The sequence below is a fragment of the Siphonobacter curvatus genome (genome assembly GCF_002943425.1).
GTDB classification, from domain to species: Bacteria; Bacteroidota; Bacteroidia; order Cytophagales; family Spirosomataceae; genus Siphonobacter; species Siphonobacter curvatus.
Genome location: NZ_PTRA01000001.1, coordinates 636,716 through 660,899, shown reverse-complemented (window position 1 = coordinate 660,899; position 24,184 = coordinate 636,716). Strand labels below are relative to the sequence as shown.

The 24,184-nt window shown below is 49.0% G+C and carries 17 protein-coding genes; 2 read left to right on the top strand and 15 right to left on the bottom strand.

What is annotated here, in order from left to right:
- Positions 1-70: 70 nt before the first annotated feature.
- From C5O19_RS02690 to C5O19_RS02620, 15 genes are all read right to left on the bottom strand, one after another.
- Positions 71-772, bottom strand: a complete 702-nt coding sequence (locus tag C5O19_RS02690) for an L-ribulose-5-phosphate 4-epimerase (RefSeq protein ID WP_104713827.1) — start codon at positions 770-772, stop codon at positions 71-73.
- 322 nt (positions 773-1,094) lie between these two features.
- Entirely contained in the window at positions 1,095-2,579 is a 1,485-nt protein-coding gene (gene araA, locus C5O19_RS02685) for an L-arabinose isomerase (RefSeq protein WP_104709796.1), read from the bottom strand.
- Positions 2,580-2,691: 112 nt separating this feature from the next.
- A complete protein-coding gene (locus tag C5O19_RS02680) occupies positions 2,692-4,356 on the bottom strand; it encodes a ribulokinase (protein ID WP_104709795.1) in 1,665 nt (554 codons plus the stop codon).
- A 156-nt stretch (positions 4,357-4,512) separates the two neighbouring features.
- Positions 4,513-5,208 carry an NUDIX hydrolase gene (locus C5O19_RS02675; RefSeq protein WP_104709794.1) on the bottom strand — a complete coding sequence of 232 codons (696 nt, stop codon included), beginning with the start codon at positions 5,206-5,208 and terminating at the stop codon, positions 4,513-4,515.
- A 201-nt stretch (positions 5,209-5,409) separates the two neighbouring features.
- Entirely contained in the window at positions 5,410-6,333 is a 924-nt protein-coding gene (locus C5O19_RS02670) for an arabinan endo-1,5-alpha-L-arabinosidase (protein ID WP_104709793.1), read from the bottom strand.
- 105 nt (positions 6,334-6,438) lie between these two features.
- Positions 6,439-8,388 (bottom strand): alpha-L-arabinofuranosidase C-terminal domain-containing protein, encoded by a 1,950-nt coding sequence (locus C5O19_RS02665; protein WP_104709792.1) that lies wholly within the window; start codon positions 8,386-8,388, stop codon positions 6,439-6,441.
- A gap of 21 nt (positions 8,389-8,409) precedes the next feature.
- Positions 8,410-9,945: an alpha-N-arabinofuranosidase gene (locus C5O19_RS02660; RefSeq protein ID WP_104709791.1), complete on the bottom strand. Its 1,536-nt coding sequence runs from the start codon at positions 9,943-9,945 to the stop codon at positions 8,410-8,412.
- Between the two features lie 384 nt (positions 9,946-10,329).
- Positions 10,330-10,998, bottom strand: coding sequence for a DUF3823 domain-containing protein (locus C5O19_RS02655; RefSeq protein WP_104709790.1), 669 nt, complete (start codon positions 10,996-10,998; stop codon positions 10,330-10,332).
- A gap of 1 nt (position 10,999) precedes the next feature.
- A complete protein-coding gene (locus tag C5O19_RS02650; protein WP_104709789.1) occupies positions 11,000-12,847 on the bottom strand; it encodes a RagB/SusD family nutrient uptake outer membrane protein in 1,848 nt (615 codons plus the stop codon).
- A gap of 11 nt (positions 12,848-12,858) precedes the next feature.
- Positions 12,859-15,951: a SusC/RagA family TonB-linked outer membrane protein gene (locus tag C5O19_RS02645; protein WP_243406396.1), complete on the bottom strand. Its 3,093-nt coding sequence runs from the start codon at positions 15,949-15,951 to the stop codon at positions 12,859-12,861.
- Between the two features lie 492 nt (positions 15,952-16,443).
- Positions 16,444-18,282, bottom strand: coding sequence for a glutamine--fructose-6-phosphate transaminase (isomerizing) (glmS, locus tag C5O19_RS02640; protein WP_104709787.1), 1,839 nt, complete (start codon positions 18,280-18,282; stop codon positions 16,444-16,446).
- A 362-nt stretch (positions 18,283-18,644) separates the two neighbouring features.
- Complete coding sequence (locus tag C5O19_RS02635; RefSeq protein ID WP_104709786.1) at positions 18,645-19,121, bottom strand: ferritin-like domain-containing protein; 477 nt, start codon at positions 19,119-19,121, stop codon at positions 18,645-18,647.
- Between the two features lie 172 nt (positions 19,122-19,293).
- Positions 19,294-20,313, bottom strand: a complete 1,020-nt coding sequence (fbp, locus tag C5O19_RS02630; RefSeq protein ID WP_104709785.1) for a class 1 fructose-bisphosphatase — start codon at positions 20,311-20,313, stop codon at positions 19,294-19,296.
- Positions 20,314-20,569: 256 nt separating this feature from the next.
- Positions 20,570-21,505: a DMT family transporter gene (locus C5O19_RS02625; protein ID WP_243406310.1), complete on the bottom strand. Its 936-nt coding sequence runs from the start codon at positions 21,503-21,505 to the stop codon at positions 20,570-20,572.
- A gap of 22 nt (positions 21,506-21,527) precedes the next feature.
- A complete protein-coding gene (locus tag C5O19_RS02620; RefSeq protein WP_104709784.1) occupies positions 21,528-22,646 on the bottom strand; it encodes an AI-2E family transporter in 1,119 nt (372 codons plus the stop codon).
- Between the two features lie 146 nt (positions 22,647-22,792).
- Here C5O19_RS02620 and C5O19_RS02615 point away from each other — a divergent pair, with 146 nt between their 5' ends.
- Both C5O19_RS02615 and C5O19_RS02610 read left to right on the top strand, forming a co-directional pair.
- On the top strand, positions 22,793-23,167 hold the full coding sequence (locus tag C5O19_RS02615) for a Rid family detoxifying hydrolase (protein WP_094810549.1): 375 nt from the start codon (positions 22,793-22,795) through the stop codon (positions 23,165-23,167).
- 177 nt (positions 23,168-23,344) lie between these two features.
- A complete protein-coding gene (locus C5O19_RS02610) occupies positions 23,345-24,145 on the top strand; it encodes a hypothetical protein (protein WP_104709783.1) in 801 nt (266 codons plus the stop codon).
- The last annotated feature ends 39 nt before the right edge of the window (positions 24,146-24,184 follow it).

Here is a 24,184-nt window from a genome sequence, read left to right as displayed (position 1 = left end):
GATTGTTGAACGTGTCGCTACCGACGGTGCCGTCGGTAGCGACACGTATCATTTCGTGGGTTAGGATTGCCTAGCAGCCTTGTCCGTAGTAAGCATCTTTCCCGTGTTTCCGGAAAAAGTGTTTGTCAATCAACGTCTGTTTCAGGCGGGGCACGTCCGGACGCAGGGTACAGGACAAATACGCCATCTGGGCCACGGCTTCGAGTACCCCGGCATTGTACACGGCTTTTTCCGCCGTTTTTCCCCAGGTAAACGGAGCGTGATTGCCCAGTAGAACCATCTCGACTTCTTCGTAGGAAAGGTTACGCCGCTCAAATTCGTTGAGAACCTGATAACCGGTTTCGTATTCGTAGTTGCCCTTGATCATTTCATCGTCCATCGGCGGAGCACAGGGAATGTCCGTGGTCAGGTGATCGGCGTGGGTCGTTCCCAGAATCGGAATATCCAGCTGAGCCTGAGCCCAGGCCGTTGCGTACGTACTGTGCGTGTGCACAATGCCACCGATCTTTTCCCAATTTTTGAAGAGTACGGCGTGCGTCTTCGTATCCGACGAAGGGCGTTTGGTACCTTCGACTACCTGGGCATCGAAATCACAGATAACGATGTCTTCGGGACGCAAAAATTCGTAGGGTACACCCGAGGGTTTAATGGCAAATACGCCCTTCTCCCGGTCTACTACCGAAGCATTGCCGAACGTAAATACAACGAGGTGGAGCTTGGGCAGCAACATATTAGCCTCGTAGCACTCTTCTTTTAAGCTTTGATAACTCATGGGGTTTGAATGTTGAGTAAGCTGATAAAGGGCCGTTTGAGTGGTTTGAAAAGTGTGAGAGGTATAACGTTTGAAAAGCATAAGGTTTGAAGGAGTGTTTCCTTTATAACCCGATCCTATGGGTTGGAGTAGATTTAAAAAGTACAAGGTTTGTTTTTGGAAGAGTCTTTGCTATTCAGGAATGCACGAACCCGAAACGGTCCCGTTCTACTCCTTTCAACCTACCCCTTTTAAAACCTTATACTTTTCAAACTTCAAAACGCTCAAACGTTATACCTTTCAAACCCACTCAAACTCCAAACTCCTCAAACTTCACCTCCTACTAGCGATACGTTACGTCATTCCAGCGAAGCTCGTTTTTGAGCTGACGCAGGGTAGTATCTTTATCAATGACTACGAGTTCGGTACCGAACATATCGGCGAAGTCCTCGATGTATTCCGTCGTCAGGTTCTGGCTGTATACCGTGTGGTGAGCACCTCCGGCCAGAATCCAGGCGGCACAACCCGTTTGCATATCGGGCTGGGGTTTCCACAGTACGCGGGCCACGGGCAACTTGGGCAGTTCTTCCTGAGCGGCTACGGCTTCTACTTCGTTCACCAGAATCCGGAAACGGTTTCCAACGTCGATGATCGAAACGTTGATCGCCGGACCCGCCGCTGAATTGAATACCAGACGCACCGGATCGGCTTTGCCACCGATACCCAGCGGATGGATTTCGCAGGAAGGCTGAGCGTCGGCAATCGACGGACAGATTTCCAGCATGTGTGAACCCAGTACGAGTTTATTCGCCGGATTGAAGTGGTAAGTATAATCTTCCATGAACGAGTTACCGCCCGGCAGACCGCTTGCCATGGTTTTCATAGTACGTACCATCGCCGCCGTTTTCCAGTCGCCCTCGCCACCGAAACCGTAGCCTGCGGCCATCAGTCGCTGGGAAGCAATACCCGGCAATTGTACCAGTCCGTGCAGGTCTTCGAAGGTATCGGTGTAGGCTTTGAAATTTCCATCTTCCAGGAATGCTTTCAGCCCCAGCTCGATACGAGCCGCTTCCCGCAGCGACTGGCGAAACTCACCATTCTGCCGCAGGGAGTTCACCACGCGGTATTCTTCTTCGTAAACGGCAACGAGTCGGTCAATTTCCGCGTCCGAAATCTGGTTTACGACCTGTACCAGATCTCCAACGCCATGCGTATTCACCGAGTACCCGAAGGTCATTTCCGCGGATACTTTGTTACCATCCGTTACGGCTACGTATCGCATGTTGTCGCCGAAACGAACGACTTTCATGCCCTGCATTTCGTAACGAGCCGCCGATACGCGAGACCAGGTGCTGATTTGTGCAATCACATCTTCCTGCTCCCAGTGACCGACCACAACTTTCCGGTTCAGTCGCATCCGGGACATCATGAAACCGAATTCGCGGTCCCCGTGGGCCGACTGGTTCAGGTTCATGAAATCCATATCGATTTCACCCCAGGGAATATCCCGGTTGAATTGCGTATGCAAATGCAGCATGGGCTTTTGCAGAGCTTTCAACCCCAGAATCCACATTTTAGCGGGCGAAAACGTGTGCATCCAGGTAATGATCCCGGCACAATTCGGAGCTACGTTGGCCTCCTGAATAATGCGGTAAATTTCTTCCGAAGTCTTCACAACGGGTTTGAAAACCACCCGTACGGGCAACGACCGATCCAGATGCTCGGCGATGGTTTTAGAATGTTCATCTACCTGACGAAGCGTTTCTTCGCCGTACAAATGCTGGCTACCCGTTACGAACCAGACTTCAAATTGTTTTAAGTCAATCATGGTGTATACTTCTGAATATCAATGACTAGTTTATACTGGAATTATAAATTCCTGAGCGTTTGCTTCCGGATTGCAAATCCCGAATTAACCTGTAGTGAATTTGTAATTCACCTTACGAATGCCCAAGTATCGCCGGTTCCTGCGGGCCAAACTCCACAAACTGGCCCAGGTCCAAGAACTTTTGATAGAGCACTTTATAAACTTCCACCTTATCTGGCTGTGGTTCGTAAATGGCATCGAACCCGGAAGACATGGCTTCCTGAGCCTCGCTCACGTTGGCGTACAGACCCGCCGCCACGGAGGCAAACATGGCCGCACCGAGGGCACAGGCCTGGTCGGATTTAGCAATTTTGATGGGCATGTCCAACACGTTCGCCAGGGTTTGCATGGCAAAAGCCGACTTGCGGGCTACACCACCAATGGCAATGACCTGCTTGATGGGGACGCCTTCCTGCACGAAACGATCCACGATATTTTTAGAACCATAGGCCGTTGCTTCCACCAGAGCTTTGAATACCCGGGCGGTATCACTTCCCAGATTCAGGCCCATGATGGCTCCCTTCAGCGTATGATTGGCGTCGGGCGTGCGGCGACCGTTGAACCAGTCGATCGCGACTGCATCGTTTTCGGTCACGGGCAGCTGAGCCGCTTTTTCGGATAAGTGCGGAATGAGTTGTTTACGCAGCGTTTCGGCAGCTTCCTCGCCGAGTAATTCGCGAACGGGTTGCAGTACGAGGCGTTGCAGCCAGGCGTAAATATCTCCGTAGGCGGACATACCCGCTTCCATCCCCAGCATACCGGGAATGACCGAACCATCCACCTGACCGCAGATGCCACGTACGAGCAGATTGCCAATTTCTTCCGTCGGAGCTACTAGCATGTCGCAGGTAGACGTACCAATCACTTTGCAAAGCGAATACGCTTCGATGGTACCGCCTACGGCTCCCATGTGGGCGTCGAAAGCTCCTACGCCGATGATGGCCTCGTCAGAAATACCCAGCTTTTCAGCCCATTCCTTCGAGATTTTACCCATGGCTTCGTCCGACGTATAGGTGTCGTGGAAAAGGCGACCACGAATGCCCGTCAGTAGCGGATCGAGTTGAGTCAGGAATTCTTCGGAAGGCAGACCGTCGAAGTCTTCGTGCCAGAGGGCTTTATGGCCAGCGGCACAACGGCTGCGTTTCAGCGTCAATGGGTTCGTATTTCCCGTCAAAACGGCCGAAACCCAGTCGCAATGTTCCACCCAGGAAAACGCTTTTTCACGTACTTTTTCATCCACGCGAAGCGTACGCAGAATCTTTGCCCAGAACCACTCGGAAGAATAGATACCACCGACATACTTCGTAAAATCCAGGTCCCAGGAATGAGCTAAATCATTGATTTCCTGAGCTTCCTTATTGGCCGTATGATCCTTCCAGAGGATAAACATACCGTTGGGATTCTCGGCAAATTCGGGCAGCAAGGACAAGGGCGTACCGTTTTCATCCACCGGGCCGGGGGTCGAACCCGTGGTGTCTACGGAGATCCCGACTACGTTCTGACGTACTTCGTCCGTAGTATTAGCCAGGGCTCCTTTAATAGAAAATTCCAATCCTTCCAGATAATCCAGGGGATGCTGACGAAACTGGGAATGCGGAGCATCACAGTACAAACCCTGTTTCCAGCGGGGGTACTCGTATACCGCCGTTCCTACCTCCGCTCCCGTCTGAGCATTCAGGACCAGAGCCCGTACGGAATCCGTTCCGTAGTCTACGCCAATGACGTATTTTGTTTCCATTTGTATGCTAAAGTGTTAATCTGACACATTCATTATAGTACACGGACACCATTCGACGCTTTTTGCGGCATTTCCTATGGCTTGAACCTGTATTTCCTCTCGTCTTAACTCTACTCAAGACGTTGGTTCAGCTTTGAAAACCTTACCTTCTGGCGATTAAAAATCACTGATAAAGTGAATGAAAGCATTAAACTGTTTCTGGTATCGTTCCTGATCGAGTCGGTACAGGATGGCTTTTTTCGTCAAACTTTGTTCATTTTTCTCGCCTGTATCTTTCAGCAGTTTCGTGGAAAGAATCTTCCGGCTGAAATTTCGGCGGTCGAAAGCCTGACTATAGATGGCTTCGTATAGACGCTGTAGCTGAGGAATCGTAAATTTTTCGGGAAGTAACTCAAAACCAATGGGATGCAGGGCCGCTTTGTACCGCAGGCGTTGCAGGGCCATTTGTACCATCCGGCCGTGATCGAAAATCAGATCCGGCATGGTTTCCAGACTTTGCCAGTACGCATTTTTCGAACGGGCTAATTCTGCGTCGTGATCGGAGATGTTAATTAACGCATAAAAACTAACGGATACGGTTCGCTCGACTGGATCACGTTTAACTTCGCCGAAGGTATGCAGTTGTTCCATGTACACGTTTTCCAGTCCCGTCAGTTCGTGCAGAATGCGTTTGGCCCCTACTTCCAGATCTTCGTTTTCGTTCAGAAATCCACCCATCAAAGACCATTTCCCCTGCTCTGGCTCGAAGTTTCGCTTAATCACTAACAACTTCAGTTCCTCGCCATCGAAGCCAAAAATGATACAATCGGTGGCAACCAGCACGCGGTTAGAATGAGGATACTTTAGAAGCATAGGAATACAAGGAGGCTATAAACGAGCACATTTAAATCGTGTCGAAATAACACAATTTTTTTGTATTTACCATATATTTTTTAAAATTATTTAAGCTTCGAAATATAGAATAAAGATGGGAATGAACGGGCCATTACTACGTTTTTAACGATAGCTTGTAACCAAATGCGAAGTTCGTTAGCCTGGTTTTAATGGATAAACTTATGGCGTCAGGATCGGCCAGCCCTTTTTAAACTGAAGCTTCAGTAATCGCAGTTTCGATTTACCATTATCATTGGCATCGTAGTAATGCGTGGATACCAGTCGTTTTTCAGCGAGTAATCCCACGTGGCCCGGACCAATAAATTCTCCTGACGTTCGCAGTACTATCGTTCCTCCTCCCTTCGTCAGATCCTTACCCGTATCATCCAGAAACGGTCCCAAGGGTTGTTCCGAACGGCCTACTACGATGGTATACGTGCTATTTACTCCTTTACAGCATAGACCGTTATTCACGAACAGGTAATAGTACTTTCCTTGTTTGATCAGACAGGCCGCTTCCCAGTCCGAAGCGTTGCCGCCCGCAACTTTCGTTAGCGTGGCTCCCGTCTTGATTTTTCCGGTTGACGTATCCAGTTCCACCGTCGCAATTCCACCAAAAAACGAACCATAGGTTAGATAAACCTTGCCGTCCGTATCGCGAAACAGGTTGGGGTCGATGGCATTATAACCTTTCCGGTCGCTGGATTCAATCACTAGGCCCTGATCCTGCCACTGGTACTGCGGGGAAGCGGCATCGAGCGTGACGTTCGTCGCCAGTCCCAGAGCCGAAGTCGAAGCCCCAAACGTTGAACAGGAATAGTACAGATAATACTTTCCATTCATAAATAGCAGATCGGGAGCCCAGAAGTGGCCTTTGAACCCGGGAACGCTGGTGTTAATCCATTCCGGCCAGACACCTTTCTTGAATACGGGTTCCGTTTGTTGCCAGCTTTTTAAATCCGTGGAGGCATATACCGTGATGCCGTGCCCGGTTGAGAAGAAATAGTACTTATTGCCCTCTTTTAGAATGGTACTCGGATCGTGCGTAGCGGGTGCCTGCGAAAAGGCCCATACCGGTAGAAGAAACAGAAGCCAGCGAAGCATAGTGCAGAAGTAAGGTGAGGGATTCTGATGTAACGACGTAGCTGGATGAAAAAGAAGGCCGGGATTACCAAACCCGGCCTTGCATGAGCACCAACAGAACAAGTACTACTTTACTACTTTTACCCGTACGACCGTGAATGATTGCGGAGCCAATGTCAGGTTGAGCTTCGTTCCTTTTACGGCAAGCTCTTCCTCCGTCGGACTCACCTGCTTAGGCTGATCGAAGCTATTCACGGCTCCCGGTTCGCTACTTTTCAGCGTAAATCGTTTGCCTTTATTTTCCAGCTTTTTGACGCCTTCCAGATTGACCGTATGCGTTTGCGGCTGACTGGAAGCGTTGACGAGTTTCAGAATTACTTCTTTCGTCGGTTCGTCCCAGGTAGCGGATGCGTACAGTTGATCCTTGCCCGTAATCAACTGATTGTTGGAAAGGATGGGCAGCACTTTGGTACCCTTATTGGTCGAGTACAACTTCTGCACGTAGTAGTTGGGGGTTCCGTACGACTGCAGGTTGTTCATCCAGATCAGATCAGGTGTCCATTGCCAGCCGTCGGCGTGGGCAAACAGCGGAGCGTACGAGGCCATGTGGACAACATCGGCGTTCCGTTCCAGACCCGTCATAAAAGCCGCCTCCGATAAGGCACAAAGCCAAGTATTCCGGTTCTCAGGACTGGCCACATCTTTACTTTGAGACGCGTACTCTCCGGCGAAAATCTTGGGACCGTTGCGGTCGTAATCATCGTAACGCGTCGCGTTTTCCAGAAACCACTCGGGCTTGCGGTAGTAATGCTCGTCGATAATGTCGGCCTTCAGCGAACGTAATTTTCCGTTGAGAAAACCGAAGACTTCCCCATCCGGATTCGGCCCGGCACTCGAAATCAGGCGAACCTCCGGGTATTTGGACTTGATCGCTTTTTCAAAGACTACGTACCGATCAATGTATTGCGGTCCCCACTGCTCGTTACCGACCCCCAGCAATTTAAGATTGAACGGAGCGGGGTGTCCCATGTCTGCTCTGAGTTTTCCCCATTTGGTGTCCGTCGATCCATTCGCGAATTCAATCAGATCCAGAGCATCCTGTACGTACGGGTCCAGTTCCTCGACCGGTACTACTTCCGCCGTGTTGTACTGACAGGCCATGCCGCAATTCAGAATGGGCAGGGGTTCAGCTCCAATGTCCTCCGCCAGTTGGAAATATTCGAAGAAACCCAGTCCAAACGTCTGAAAATAATCGGGCGTCAGCCGGTGTTTGAATTCCTTATTCCAGCGGTTAATCGCTACTTCACGGCCTTCCAGAGGCCCTACCGTCTTCTTCCACTGATAGCGATTGCTCAGGTCCATGCCTTCCACGATACAGCCACCGGGAAACCGCAGAAAACCGGGTTTCATATCGGCCAACAACTGAACCAGATCGGCCCGTAAGCCGCCCGGACGGTTTTTCCAGGTGTCCTGCGGGAAAAGCGAAATCATGTCCAGATCGGCCGTTCCGGTGCCTTCAAACCAGACATTGAGCTTGGCTTTGGGCTCGGTACCATTCGACGTAAAACGTACGGAATGCTTTTTCCAGTCGGTACTATTCAGGGGTAACGAAGCCGTGCCGAGTACCTGGCCGTCGGGTTTGATGAGTTCGAGTTTCAGCGTCAGGTTTCCCTCCACGTTTCGCGAGAGTACCGAAAAATCGTAGCCGACGCCCTGTTTAACGCCCATGCCCCGAAAACCTTCGTTGGTCAACCCGTACTTCCCACCTTCGGTCTTTACGCGAATAAACCGGGGATTTTCGGGCTGATCCTGCCGGTTGAGTACCAGCACGCTTGCTTTCGGGTTTTTCTGCTCTTTCCAGCCCATCATCGGAGACTCGAACTCAAAAGAGCGGTTTTTGATGAGTTCGGCGTACAGGCCGCCGTCGGCTCCCATGTTAATATCCTCGAAAAACAGGCCCCACATGGTCGGTTGAATCTCCGCTTTGGGCTGATTCACCTTCACCACCAGCGGATTTTGAGCGAATACCTGCCCGGCCAAACCCAAGGCCAGTACCGTTGTATACCACTTTTGCATTACGTATGCGGTTAATGTTACTTATTTGAGTTCTAGTACGACGACGGACGCCGGCGGAAGTTTCACCTTCAGCTGATTGCCCGACAGGCTCGCTCCGTTGAAAGTAACCGGATGTATTTTGTTGGGATTTTCGAAGGTGTTGTAATCCTGCAATTTGCCGGAAGACAGTACCCGGCCACTTACCGTTTTCAGGTTCATTCCTTTCAGGTCCACGGTGATATCCTGCTCTTTTTTCGGATCAATATTCACGAGTGATACGTGGGTCAAGCCACTTTTATCTTTCGAAGCCGATGCCGAAACGGCTTTTAACTTATCCGATTCGAAGGCGTAATCGTTGCTTTTCAATTGAACGGGAAGCAGGGTGGCGTCCTGGTGCACGTTGTACATTTCCATGACGTGGTACGTAGGCGTCAGAATCATCTTTTCGCCCTTCGTCAGGATGACCGACTGTAGTACGTTCACGACCTGAGCCAGATTGGCCATCCGAATCCGGTCGGCGTGGTTATGAAAAATGTTCAGGGTTACACCCGCAATCATGGCATCCCGAATGGTATTCTGCTGGTACAGAAAACCCGGATTGGTTCCCGGTTCTACTTCGTACCAGCCACCCCATTCGTCCACCACCAAGGCTATTTTTTTCTTCGGATCGTACTTGTCCATGATGGCACTGTGCTTCTGGACGAGTTCTTCCATAAACAACGCCTGCTTCATCGTGCCGAAATACTGTTTTTCGTCGAATTCCGTCGAAGGTCCTTTTTTCTGCCAGTTCGTTACTGAATAATGGTGCAGAGCCACTCCCGCCAGTAATTCATGGGGAATGTCTCGCATGAGCACTTCCGTCCAGTTGTAGTCGGCGGAATTGGCCCCGGAGGCGATTCGGAACAACTTGGCTCCATTGCCATCCGGCATAAAGGTGGCGTACTTGCGGTATTCGTTGGCGTAATATTCGGGCTTCATATTACCGCCGCAGCCCCAGGCTTCGTTACCGACCCCCCAGTATTTGACATTCCAGGGTTTTGCCCGGCCGTTTTCCTGCCGCAGGTTCGACATGGGACTTTTACCTTCGAAGTTCACGTACTGTACCCATTCGGTCAGTTCCTGCACCGTACCGCTACCGACGTTACCCGCCAGGTACGGCTCCGCTCCCAGACGTTCGCACAAGTCGAGGAAGTCATGCGTACCGAAGCTGTTATCTTCCGTTACCCCACCCCACCAGGTATTGACCATCGATGGACGCTTACCCTTGGGACCAATGCCATCTTTCCAGTGATAGGTATCCGCAAAACAGCCACCGGGCCAGCGGAGATTGGGGATTTTTAACTTCTTGAGGGCATCAACCAGATCGTTGCGGATACCCTTCTGATTAGGAATTTTTGTATTCTTTTCACCTACGTAGATACCGTCGTAAATACAGCGTCCGAGGTGCTCGGCAAAGTGGCCGTAAATGTGTTTGTCAATGATAACGTTTTCCGAAGAAGTACTGATCGTCAGCTGATTTTGGGCAAACGCCCAGCTGGAAACCAACGCACAGGCTAGCGTAGTAAGTGTTTTTTTCATAGTAAGTCAAGGCAATAATTCGATGCTTTTATGCGAGGCATTCTTGTTCGACGCTAATATACTACCTTCAAAAGTAGAAGATGAGAAAGGTTCTAACTCCCTATGATTTATCTGTTTATTCCTTTATTTTGACTTTTTTCTAATAAATCTAAAAAAATATAGTCAAAATAGTGGTTAATAGGCGTAGTCGTAGAGCTTTCAGCGATAATGCTCCTCGGTCAATATAGACGAATAAAAGGTCTAATTCTGCCGCCACTAAACGCTCCGAAGAAAACGAAACGTAATTACCCTACTCATTCTATACGATTGTCACAATACTATAGAATGAGTAGGGTCTTCTTGAAACGTTTTATTTCGGGACAATCGGGGCGTCTATGCCAATCCTTACCATTTAATTTCCTGCACGGGCGAGTACAGCAACTCGGCTACTCCCGCGGTTTTTACACCGATTCGGCCATACGCGTAATTTTTGCCCAAAGACGTCGGCAGAGGCAAGGTAAAAGATAAGGTTTTACTCAGATCAGCCAGAGCCGTACCCGTCAGGTCTACGCGTCCGGCGTTGTTGTTGACATCCACAAACTGCGTAGTTCCGACGTAAAACGTCACCCGCTCGATGGCCCGAGTCGTGACCACGCCATTGATCTTTGCCGTAGCCAGGAGGTTGTTAGCATCTTTGCGGTACTGCTCCCCACTGACGGTATAGTAAGGCTGCACGGGCACATCAACCTGCGTATTCCCCCGCACGGATACCCGAACGGTATCACTGTTATCCACCCAGGGCCCGTTGCCTCGCAGGAGTACGAGTTTATAATCGCCATCAAAAAGGGTAGCCTCAAACGAGCCATCCTGGGCTACGTATACGGGAATTTTGGTGTATACCTGAAAGCCCGGCTGCCAGAGTTCAAGCTGAACGCCATTGCTGCGTACGCCAACGGGCTGATTCTGGTAGATAACCCGCCCCTGTAATACTGAAGCCGGAGCATCGAAATTATCCTTTGCACAACCTGCCAGGCCGAGTACTAGAGTCAGTAATCCATAAAAAAGCGTTTTCATATCAGTGGAAGGGGTTTCGAATAATTTTAGGATTATTGTTAATCACGGTCTGATCGATGGACGAGTAGTAATTTCCCATCTGGAACTGACGCGGAGCCCGATACCGGGGAGCTACCAGTTTGTCGAACACGTACTTGCCATCCCGCGGATCGCCGGGCCGTACCACGCGGTAGGGATACAGAGCGTACGCCATGGCGTCGGGGTTAGTAGTGCTTCCGTTCCAGACTTCGTGGGCAATTCGCCAGCGTTTCAGATCCCAAACGCGGTGATCCTCAAACGCCAGCTCCACCCGACGTTCATTCTGAATTTTTTGGATGGTCACCGTCTTTAAGGCATTCGCCGCAAAACCGGCCCGTTGCCGCAGGGTATTCAGATACTGAAGAGCATCGGCCGTCTGACCGAGTTCAAAGGCAGCTTCGGCGGCATTAAGATACACCTCACCCAACCGGAAACGCACCCACCACATATCGCTTCGAATACCCCGCGTACTGGACATCGTCGCTGGATCAATGTATTTCCGCAGGTAAAAACCGGTATTGGAAACTTCCGTCTGCGAGCGTTGCGGACCGGAGGTACCCGTCAGTAATTTTCCATCCGTATGCGTAGCACCCAACACGTTGGATTCTACCGTCTGATAAGTGGTGCCATTCCAAACCTTCACACCCGCCTGAATCTGTACATCCTGGCCTTTAAACGTCGTTCCCGGATAGATGATGGTTCCGTATAAACGAGCGTCTTTATTAGCGAAAATATCCTGCGGACGATCGTAGTAGATGTAGTCGCCATTGTCGGCGGTACGGTTTTTCAGTTCACCGGAACTACCATCCAGGTACTCATAATCTTCCACCAGATTCAGCGTTGGCGTCACGGCCGAAGACCCCAGGTTATCTTCGCGAATGCCACGGGCAATGTTATCGTACGAAAAGCTGTGGCGTTTATCTTTCGATACCAGGTAGTCTTTGGCCAGAATGACTTCCTTGTTATTCTGCTTTTTGGTAATGGCTTCGAAGAAATTTTCGCCCGGATTCGGGTTTGTCTGATACAACGAATACGCTCCGGAAGCAATAATTTCCTTCGCGGCGGCCAGCGACTGCGTGTAGTATTGGCTGGCTCGGGCGGCGGGAATTCCTACGACAGCTCCGGGCAAAGTGATGGGCGAACTCATCTGGTTGTTGTACTTGGCAATGGAAGCGGCGTAGAGTAAAGCCCGGCTTTTCAGAGCCAGAGCGGTATACTTGTTAGCCCGGGTATTGCTACCCGCGTTGCCCAGCTGATCTTTCACTGCGTCGAGTTCGGAGGCAATGAAATCGTAGACCTCTTCTTCCTTGTTACGGGGTTGTTGCAGGGGTTCGGGATTACCGCTGAAATCATACACCAATTGCTTCGTTACGATCGGTACACCGCCCATGCGTTTCACCAGCTCGAAATACTGATACGCCCGAAGGAACCGTAACTCCGCCGCAAACTGGCTTTTTTGCGTAGCCGACAGGGTGTTTCCATAGCGTTCAATACTTTCCATGGCCAGGTTGATATCCCGAATCAGACCGTAATCCCACAAACGCCAGCGGTCGAAGGGGTACGCGATGATGTTATTGCGATCATCGTTGTTGCCCGACCACATAGCCTCGTCGTAGGCAGCCATTTCGGCCCAGCCCCCTTCCAGCTCGGCGTGGGCGGGCAAACGGTCGTAGTAATTGGCTAGCAGACTGGTAATCATTTTCGGATCGTTCCATACCTGCTCTTCCGTAATCAGCGTGGGCGATTTCCGCTCCAGCCAGTCTCCTTTTTGGCAACTGGAAGCAGCGAATACCGCGGCCGCCAGCACAAAGTGTTTATACGATAATTTCATTGAAGTAGCTTTTAGAGATTCAGACTAAATCCAGCATTTACGAGGCGTTGTTGTGGGTACACCAGGGCGTTGCCGGAAGAGATTTCGGGGTCAATTCCGAAACTCTTGACGTTGTCGAAGGAGAAGAGGTTGGTACCATTCACGTACACCCGCAAACCCGATAATTTCAGCTTTTTGAGTACGGGTGATGGAATATTGTAGGCCAGTTCCAGGTTACGCAACCGAATGTAGCTTACGTTGGTTAACCAGAAATCGCTCTTGCGGAAGTTGACGTGACTGGGGTTATCCTTCCGAACGGCCGGATATGTACCAGGCACCCAGGGGCTGTCGGGGTTGAATGGGTCCTGCCGATGCCAGCGGTCTTCGAAGATGTAGGCTGGAGATGTGCCATTGTTCTGGAAAGGAATCTTCATCTCCCAGTTCCGCTGGAAGGTCTGCATAGTAGCTCCGGCGAAATCGAACTGAAGGGTAAAGCCTTTCCAGGATACGCTGCTGTTGATACCAAAACTCACGTACGGGTTGGCTCCTTCGGCGTAACCAATGGGTCGTTCATCCAGCTCATTGATGATTTTATCGCCGTTGACATCCTTGTAGATGAAATCGCCCGGCAACTGGGTGCGGTTGCCCTGTCCGTCGTTGTTGACGTTATAATTGTCGATTTCGGCCTGCGACTGAAACCGGCCCACCACCTGATAACCCCAGTTAATGTTGGCCCAGCGGTGTTCCCAGGAGTTTCGGTACTGATCCCAGGAGTTTCCGTATCGGGGTTTGTAGCGACCCTGTACGTCCCAGCGGCGAGCTACAGTTCCGTTGACGCTGAACGAGTACTGCACCTCATTGATCCGATTCCGGTACGTCAGCACCCCTTCCAGACCCCGGTGAGCATCCGAATTTAGGTTTTCATTAGGCAACGTGTAGCCTACTTCACTGGGTAGTAACACATCGTAGCGGGCGGCGGGTAAGCCCTGGCGTAAACGTTCGAAGGCATCAAACGTACCCGAGAACTTGCCATCCCAGAACGAAAAGTCAATCCCTACATTACGGGAAGTGTTTTCTACCCAAGACAGGTTTCGGATGGGCAACCCCCGAGGTTGCAGGCCCGTCACCAGATTTCCGTCAAAAACGGCCGTACGACTGTTCCAGTTGTAGCCCGGCAGGTAGCTGAAGGGAGGCACAATGAAATCGTTACCGCTCAAGTCACTACCCGTTTTTCCGTACGAAACCCGTAGCTTCAAATCATCCAGAAAATTACTGGTGCGATCTTTCAGGAAAGGTTCTTCCGACAATCGCCAGCCCAAGGATACGCCGGGAAAGAACCCGTACCGCCGATTAGGGGCGAAGAGAAAGGATCCATCGTAACGGCCCACGGCCTCAAACAGGTATTTCTGTTTGTAATTGTAGTTTAAACGACCAATGTAACCCGCCCGGGCCTGAACATTCCATTCATCAATCAATACATCCTGGTTTGCGAAATACTGAATCGGAATGTAATTGTTCGGTGGTACGGTATGGACAACCATGTATTTATTGTCCTGATCGTACCGTTCGTAAGCAGCTACCGCCGAGATACTGTGATCTTTCCATTGCTTGTTGTAACTCAGCTGAACCTGAGCAAACCGGTCAATGATGTTACGTTTTCGACGTTCCCGCCAGGGGTTTTGATTTCCACCGCCCGGAACTACATTGTAGGTGTCCGTTGCTTCGTCGTAACGGTAGGCATTATAGGTGTATTCAAACCCATCAAAATCAAAGTTGGTAAATGCGTAAGAATATGTGCCTTTCACCGACAGACCGAAGTCAAAGTCATACTGAGCGTAGAAGTTCCCTTTGCCATTCATCCATACTTCGTCAATGTACCCAGTAACGTCTTCTTTATACGTTGCCGGGTTTACGTTCACGTTGTGCGTTTGATTGATGTAATTCGGATTGTCGTTCGCGTAAGGCCGCTCGGTGGGCCACATGGTGAAGATACTCAGGAAGGGATTGAAGTAATCATCCAGTCCGGGTACCCCTACCTGGTGGCGGAATTCCCGCCGGGCACTTAGCTGTGTACCGATTTTAAACCGTTTCGCCAGAGCTACCTCCACGTTGGTCTGGATGTTGGTCCGGTTAAACCGATAGTCCTTAATCAATGCTTCCTGTCCCAAGTGTCCGACGGATACGTAATAGTTTACGGTTTCATTAGCCCCTGAAGCATTGGCATTGAGCGAAAACTGAGGTACGTTAGGTCGCATGACCATATCGTAATAATCGAAACTGCGGTAATTTTTCTCCGTACCTACTTTCCACTTTGCCAACTCCTCGGGCGTCCAGGTTGTATTAATCCGCTGATTCTGATCCGATTCTGCCTGGGCTCGAACGTGCTGATAAGCATTAGCCGGACGTGGGTACCGGGTGAAATTCTGCACCCCGTAATAGCCATTAATATTGATGAGTGGCTTGCTACCGATCTTCCCGCGTTTCGTGGTTACCAGCACTACCCCGTTGGCTGCCCGCAGTCCATAGATGGAAGCGGAGGCATCTTTCAGAATGGAAATGTTATCAATATCATTCTGGCCCAAGTTGTTGAAATTGCCTTCATCCGAAGGAACCCCATCGATAATGAACAAGGGAGTACCCATGTTACGGATCTGAATATTCGTTCCGGCTCCGGGGCGGGCGTCGGCCTGACGAGCCGTAATCCCCTGAATTTTACCCACTAACGCTCCAGAAGTAGTAACGGCGGGTGTACGCAGCAAATCCGACGATTTGAGCGTACCCACCGCTCCGGTTACGGTAGCCCGCGACTGCGTGGTATACCCTACCACAACTACCTCACTGAGGTTTTTGGTATCGGGCTGGAGCGTAACCGTCAGTTGGGTAAGAGAGCCTACGGCCATTTCCTGCGGCACGTAGCCTACAAAACTGAAAATCAATACCGATTCATTATCGGGAACACTGATTTTAAATTTTCCCTGAGCATCCGTAATAACACCCCGGGTCGTCCCTTTGAGCAGAACGCTTACTCCCAGAAGCGGCTCACCACTGGGACTGCTGACCGTTCCAGAAACGACTACATCCGCCGCTTGTACAGGCAGTCGTACGACACAACAGAGCAGTAGCATAAATAGCCAGAAGGTTGATCCTCCTGGTAAGAAAAGTCGATTTTTTAACATAGAAGTAAAGGTTTTTAGGAAATCGATCAGGCAATACAGGCACAGGCTCCTTCGCTGGGCGAAGTGCACATTAAGGCAGATCAATACGAACTTGGATTGCAGAAAAGGCTCTCTTCTACAAATGGAAATACGTTACGTTACAGTCATAGTGGAAAGGATTAAGAAGCGATTGATTAGGTGTAATTTTAGCGGGAAGTCGTAAGTGACTAGCGGATTTATATTCACTATCTAAGAAAATAATGAATTTATCCACTAATACAAATGTATTTATACTTCTAAGCCTGCACTCCCTGCCGTTTACCGTCCACTGACTGTATTTTGACTATTTTATGATCTATCGAAGATCAATTTGTACATTCATTAGTATTTACATCGATTTATAATAGTCTATCCAACAAAAAAAGCCATCTGAACAGATGGCTTTTTTTGAATCGGAATGCTTTATTCTACGGTAACCGATTTCGCCAGGTTACGGGGCTGGTCCACATTACAACCCCGCATGACGGCAATGTGATACGACAACAACTGCAGGGGAATCACGGACAAAAGCGGCGTTAGAACTTCGTGCGTAATCGGAATTTCGATGACATGGTCCGCCATGGTTGGAATCAGTTTATCACCTTCCGTCACGACCGCAATCACCTTACCTTTCCGGGCCTTTACTTCCTGAATATTCGAAACAATTTTCTCGTATGATTGATCTCGCGTGGCGATGAACACGACGGGCATATCTTCGTCAATCAGGGCGATTGGGCCGTGTTTCATTTCCGCTGCCGGATAGCCCTCAGCGTGGATATAGCTAATTTCTTTGAGTTTCAGGGCTCCTTCCAGAGCTACGGGGAAATTGAGGCCCCGGCCCAGGTAAATGAAGTTACGGGCCTCGCTAAACAAGGCCGAAATCTCCTTGATCTTTTCGGCGTTCTTCAACACCTTTTCTATTTTTTCGGGGATGCGTTCGAGCTCAAAGAGGAAGCGGCGGAAGGTATCTTCGTGCAGAATGCCTTTCCGGCGAGCCACCGCGATGGCCATCAGCGTGAGGACAGAAACCTGAGCGGTGAATGCTTTCGTCGAAGCCACGCCAATTTCGGGACCGGCGTGGGTGTATGCCCCTGCGTGAGTAGTTCGGGGAATGGAGGATCCCACGGCATTACAAACGCCCAGAATGATGGCCCCTTTGGATTTAGCCAGTTCGATAGCCGCCAACGTATCCATCGTTTCGCCCGACTGCGAAATGGCAATGACAACATCGCCTTCCTTAATGATGGGGTTTCGGTAACGGAATTCAGACGCGTACTCCACCTCGACGGGAATACGGGCTAGTTCTTCAAAAACATATTCAGCGACCAGTCCCGCGTGCCAGGAGGTACCGCAGGCCACAATGACAATTCGCTGCGACTTGGCAATATCGTCCAAATACTCCCGCAGGCCTCCAAGAACCAAATGACCTTCATCAGCATTGACCCGGCCCCGGAAGCAATCCTTCACGGAGCGGGGCTGTTCGAAAATTTCTTTGAGCATGAAGTGCTCATAACCGCCTTTTTCGATTGCTTCCAACTCAAGCTCAATGTGCTGGATGTAAGGCGATAAAACGATATTCTCGATATTCTTAACGGTCAGTTCACCCTCGCGTACTACCGCAATCTGAAAATCATCCAGGTAAATTACTTCGTTGGTATACTCGATAATGGGCGTTGCGTCCGAAGCAAAGAAATACTCGCCTTCCCCTACCCCAATGACCAGTGGTGAACCTTTACGAGCGGCAATCAGTGTACCGGGTTCTTCTCGGTTAATCAAAACGATGGCATAGGCTCCTACTACTTCCTGCATGGCCAGCCGGACCGCTTCTTCGAGTGAGCAATAGGTTTCTTTCTGTATATCTTCAATGAAGTTGACAAATACTTCCGAGTCGGTATCCGAATGGAACGCGTAGCCTTTGTTTTGAAGATTAAGTTTTATAGCTCCATAGTTCTCAATGATGCCATTGTGAATTATCGCTAGCTTTTGCGTGTGTGAATAATGCGGGTGGGCGTTTCGATCGTTCGGTTCGCCGTGGGTAGCCCAACGCGTATGCCCAATGCCAATATGGCTACTGAGCTGTTCTTCGCCCAGTGACTGTTCCAGATCGGATACCTTTCCTTTTTTCTTATATACATTCAGGCCCGTATCGGTGAGCAGAGCTACCCCAGCCGAGTCATAGCCCCGGTATTCCAGTCTCTTTAGGCCTTTAATGATGAGGGGATAGGCTTCGCGATGCCCAATGTATGCTACGATTCCGCACATAGTTGATAAGGATTAATGGAAGAAATGTAATGGAGGGTTGATTATACGCATGAATTCTTAAGCTTTGAAAAGCTACGTAAATACTACTTATTTTTATAGGCTATTCAAAACAAATAAATCGCGAATCAAATAAAAAACGAAAAGCCTGTTTTATGCATAAAATACTAAAAATCAGTTATTTAATTAATAATTTTAAAGATGTATTCTATTATTTTAAAATTATTTTTAATAAGCATTTTTATCCATTGAACTCCCTTATATTCAGCTCATAAAGCATAAACTAACTACTTCTTCAAAAACCATAAAACAGAGAAGGCGACCCCTATACAGGGATCGCCTTCTCTGTTACTCAACAATTTTTATTAGCTCAAAGAAGCATGCAGGTCACGGTACTTTTTCACCGCATCATGCGACTCCTTCAGTTTTGATTTTTGTGTACTGATCAATTGACGCACATCCGTGGTCATCGTAGCATCTGATTCCAGAGCCGTTTGATAGGCCTCCTGTGCGGCGTCTTCACCAAACTCACAGTTTTCGAGAATGGCTTTCCGATCTTTACCAGAGAAGGCAGCTTTGATGTCCATCCACACGCGGTAGAATTTACCAGAAGTTGTCGTTTCGTCGGTAGGCGTACCTCCCAGACTAACAATTTCGCGGCTCAGCTCATCCCGGTACGTACGGCTTTCATCGGCAAAACGATTGAACAAAGCTTTCAGATCTACGTCTTCGAGTTCAGCTTCGTTTACTGCTTTTTCGTATCCAGCGATCCGGTCGTTATTAATACGCACTAAATCATTAAGTACATCTACTAATTTGTCGTTCGTTACTGTAGTTTCCATGACTTATTTATTTAAGGTTGATACTCTTATGGTAATTCTATAAGAAAAACCTAAGCCAAAAAATATAGTTCATTGAAAATCAATAACTTAAATTAATAGTAAACTTAATAAACCTGTAGAAAAGGATTCCCATTCGAGCACTTATGGGTAAGCGTTGACTGTACGATTACTTCTATTGTATCATGCTACTTTGTTCAACGTATACTTGCTCAGCTTCCTTCACCATGGTACTGGAACCAATGCACAACGGGCTTCGCTGGTGTAAGTTCTTGATTTCTACTTCTAATAAACGTTGTTTTCCATCGGTGGCCATACCGCCTGCCTGCTCCACAATAAACGCTAAGGGGTAGCATTCATACAGCAACCGCAATTTGCCTTGGGGCGTTTTACGGGTCGGTGGATAGAAATAAATGCCTCCTTTTAATAAATTCCGATGGAAATCTCCCACGAGTGACCCGATATACCGGGCTGAGTACCGGCGATTGCGGCACAAGTCAATATAACGGAGGATAGCTTCCGGAAAATCAGGCATGTTTCCATCGTTAATCGAGTACAGATTGCCATCCTCCGGGATCTGGATGGTGGGATAGGAAAGGAAAAATTCGCCCAGTGAAGACTCGTACGTAAAGCCATTGACACCATGACCCGTTGTGTAGACGAGCACCGTTGACGAGCCGTAGAGTACGTACCCGGCGGCGACCTGAGCTTCGCCACCTTGCAAAAAATCGTTCGCGTTTACTTTAGTACCCTGTGCACTCAAACGGCGATAAATGGAAAAAATGGTACCGATCGAAACGTTGACATCAATATTGGAAGATCCGTCCAAAGGGTCAATCGCTACTACGTACTTAGCTTCGTCGTTTCCGGTTAAGACAATGTTTTCTTCTTCTTCCGACACGATCCCGGCCACTTCACCGCCGTTTCTCAGGGCCCGCATGAACCGTATATGAGCGATCATGTCTAGTTTTTGCTGGGCTTCTCCCTGGATATTGGACGTTCCGATGGCTCCAGTCACATCCACCAGACCCGCTTTATTAATTTCCCGATTCACGATCTTCGCCGCTAGGGCTATGTCCCGTAAAAGTTGCGAAAGCTCACCAGTAGCGAAAGGAAAAGCTTCCTGATTGCGTTTGATAAATCGATCCAGGGTTACGCCGACAGGCAGGGCAATGGTTTCATCCAAAAAGGTCATAGTCGGTGCTCGTTTAAACGGTTTTGAAAAGGTTGGAATAGATAGATTGAGTTTATAAAGGCACAGCATTCCCGTCCGTATGAAGCCCGAAAGGCGACAACGGTTGAGCTTCCTACGCTCACGCGTATTCTTAAAAAAATTAAGGAATTGTTTAACGGAAAGAGGCTAAGTACTACTGAGGATAAGACGATTAAAGCAAAAGCAAACCCTGCTTGTTATCAAAAAAATCTAATCTTTTTTTGATAACAACTGATCTTTATTTAGCGGTTGCAGACGTTCGTTTCCTCCAGGCAATGAGCACCCCACTGCTAATGACCAACGTGATTCCGAGCAGTACAGGCAGGGAGGGCAGAGCGTCCCCTAGTAATAACCCCAGCAGTAGGGAAAAGACAATATTTGAATAACCAACTGCCGATACCCGACCTGCTTTGTCCATGCCTAAGGAACGCGTCATGGCGAGTTGAGCCGCCAGAGCCGCCACCCCCATTCCAAGTAAGACGAGCCACTCCCAGCCCTGCGGCCATACGAACCGACCCAACCACAAACTTTCTGCCTCAGGCCAATATTCACCCAGTATCATGGATATAGCCGGTAAGATCAGACCCGATAGCATAAAGGAAAGAACAATGGCCCGCGTATCATAATAGCGGTTAAGTCCTCGAATGGACAGGTAAGAAATGGCCGTTAGTAATGCACAGCTTAGCCCAATCAGGTGCCAGCGAAGGGGCATGGTTACGTCTGGACGAAAAATGAAGAGAATTCCCACAAAGCCCAGTCCAATCGCCGCCCACTCCCGACGGTTGAGTTTTTCGCCAAAAAACAGAAAGGAAAGAATACTTAGAAAAATAGGGTACGTATACTGATAAGCCGAAGCGGTACCAAGCGTTAGCGTTCGTACCGAATAAAAAAGCATGTAAAGAGAAGCCGTCCCCACTACGCCCCGAAAAATGAGCAGGAAGGGTTTGCCGCCCGGCTGTTGCATGGGACGGCGTTGGAGGCTGATTAAAATAAAGGTAGCCCCTACCAGGTTCCGGAAAAATACCAGTTCTACGGCATTGAAACGGGTACTGAGCTGCTTGGCGGTCAGCGTCATAATCGCAAACAGCAGGGAAGCCAGTAGCATCAATACAACCGCTGAAGGTTGATAGCGTTGATTATTTTTTTGAATCGGTTCGGCCGTAGATGATTGCATACTGGGAAGAAAGCTTTTGGAATCAACCGTTTTCGGCCTTTCTGCGTTCCCAGATTCGCATCCATCGCGGCAACATCGGTTGTTTGGCGTCGTCGGGCTGATCATCGCCGATGAGTATGCCCCAGGGTTCCAGTCCTTCGACTCGGTCGAAGATTACCTTCATCAGGGCAATGGCCGGAATGGAAAGAAACATTCCCGATACACCAGCCAATGCTCCTCCGATGAGTACACCCACGATGGACACTAAAGCATTGACCTTTACTTTCGAACCGACAATCATCGGTACTAAGAAGTTATTATCGATGAATTGTACGGCCAGAAATACCCCTACCACGCCCAGTAACATCGAAGGCTCCGGATTATTAATAAACACAATAGCCACGGCCAGTACCGTTGCAATGATCCCTCCCAAGTAAGGAATTAAGTTTAAAATGGCAGCGATGACGCTCAGCATAATGGCATATTCTACCCCCAAAGCCAGTAGTCCTAAAGCATTAAGAATGGCTACACAAGCGGTTTCAAGCAGCAGGCCGACCACGTAACTTTGAATGACGGCCTTTACCTGCCCAATAATTTCCCAGACCCGCCCGGCGTGCTCTTCCATGAAAAGTGACACCAGAAACTTAAGTAACATCGCCCGGTAGTACAGCAGCAGAAACACGTAAATGGGAATTAAAGCCAGCGTACCGAGTGGTCCCGAAATAGCGGCTAATGCTCCCGTACCACCCTGCAGGTTTTCGAGCGTTTTTTGCTGAGCCTGCTTGATGTACTGAGCCTGCTTGGTATAGCTGACATTGTACTCCTGACGAACCCAGCGGCGGGCGGTCCGGTAAAAATCATTGATGTTATCCTGCAGCTTGGGAAGATCGTCCGAGAAGTTAGAAATCTGGATGGAAATAAAAACAGCGACGCCCGACAATACGATGACAGCCAATGCCAGGGTTAAACAAATAGCGATTACTTTATGAACACCCCTTCGCATAAACCAGGCTTCTACGGGTCTTAATAGGATGGCCAATAAGCCTCCTAACGCCAGCGGCACAATAATTTCCTGTCCAATGTAAATACCCAGCGTAACGAGGCTAATGATAATTAAAGAGTGAGAAGCCCGGTGATAGAACGGACGGTCAGAAGCTGGCATGTCGATAATTCGTAAAGGAATTGACTAATGAACCTTAGTTTGATTAAAAAGTTTTAACGTCCTCAAGCTTTGAGTTTAATGTTCTTTAACCGTACAACTACACGCTTTTTTTTAACTTGCCCCTTTAAATATTTGCAAAGAGACCAATGAACAAGCAGATTATTTTCACTCCCAATGCACCCGCACCCATCGGACCCTATTCTCAAGCAGTAAAAATAGATGGTCGTTTGTATGTTTCCGGTCAGATTGCTGCCGATCTAGCCGCCAGCCAAGCCGGAATCCAGGCTGAAGCTCGCCAAGTTATGGTAAGCATTGGCGAAATTTTACATGCAGCGGGCATGAATTACCACAATATCGTTAAGACTACCATCTTCCTGAAAGATATGAACGATTTTGCGGAAGTAAACGCCATCTATGGCGAGTTCTTCTCAGGTGACTACCCGGCCCGTGAAACCGTTCAGGTTAGCCGCCTTCCTAAAGATGTTTCCGTAGAAATTTCGGTGGTCGCTCTCATTGATTAACTATTCAAAGTAGCGTTTTACGCCTCAAGGCAATGTTTCGTACGTTCGTTGGCTGAGGCATAAAACGCTACTTTACGTATTTCTGGTGATTAACGCTCGTCGTTAAAATCTGTTAATTCTTTCATCATCAGGAGCTTCCTCCGTATTTTCGGCTAGTCAACCGCATCCGCACTAGCTATGAAAACATACCTCTACTTTTTTACGATTGTCCTTCTTTCGGCTTCCTGTACGCGTTCGACGCTGCAGCTTAAGTCCCTTAATCCGGATACTCAGCGGGAAAATGGCTTAGAAGTAGCTCGTCAGCTCAATGATAGCTTAAAAGTTGTTACGGCTTTTGAATCCGTTTATCTCAGCCGTCAGCCGGGAGCTAAAATCGAGTACCTGATTTTTGATACTGAAATCACAAATCTCACCGAGCGTCCCATCGAAATCAAACCGCATGACTTCGAAATTACCGCCCTGGATGAGACACAAACCCTGTTACTTTACAAAACATCCGCCGGTACGCTTAACCCTTGGCGAAGACAAGGCTTGGATCCAGACCTGGAATTGCAGCGAATAGCCCGACAAATTAAGCAGGAACAGAAGATTCTTCAATTCAATAAAGTGTTCAATACCGTCTTACTGGTCGGTTTGGTTGCCGCTGACGTAGCGACCCAAACGAACTCGCGGCAAACGTATCACGAGTACGCTTCCAAACGGGCGGGTATTGCCGCAGGCTGGCAAACCCTGGCGGTTAAGCGAGTAGCTGATCACCAGCGTTTTGGCAATCGGATGGATCAGCTTACTTGGGAACAGGGCAACTTCGAGCGGGAAACGTTTCGCCAGATGATACTCCAACCGGGCGAGGCCATGCGAGGCAAACTTTTACTCCAGTCCAATCGGGCGGCTCACTTCTACGAAATCACTTATCCAGCCCGTAACCAAGCCCTTTCATTCCAGTTTGAACAAAAACGGGTGAAAGACAAGCGAAGATAAGTAGCCGCTTCGCCTATACAAGCAAAAACCCCGCTGGTA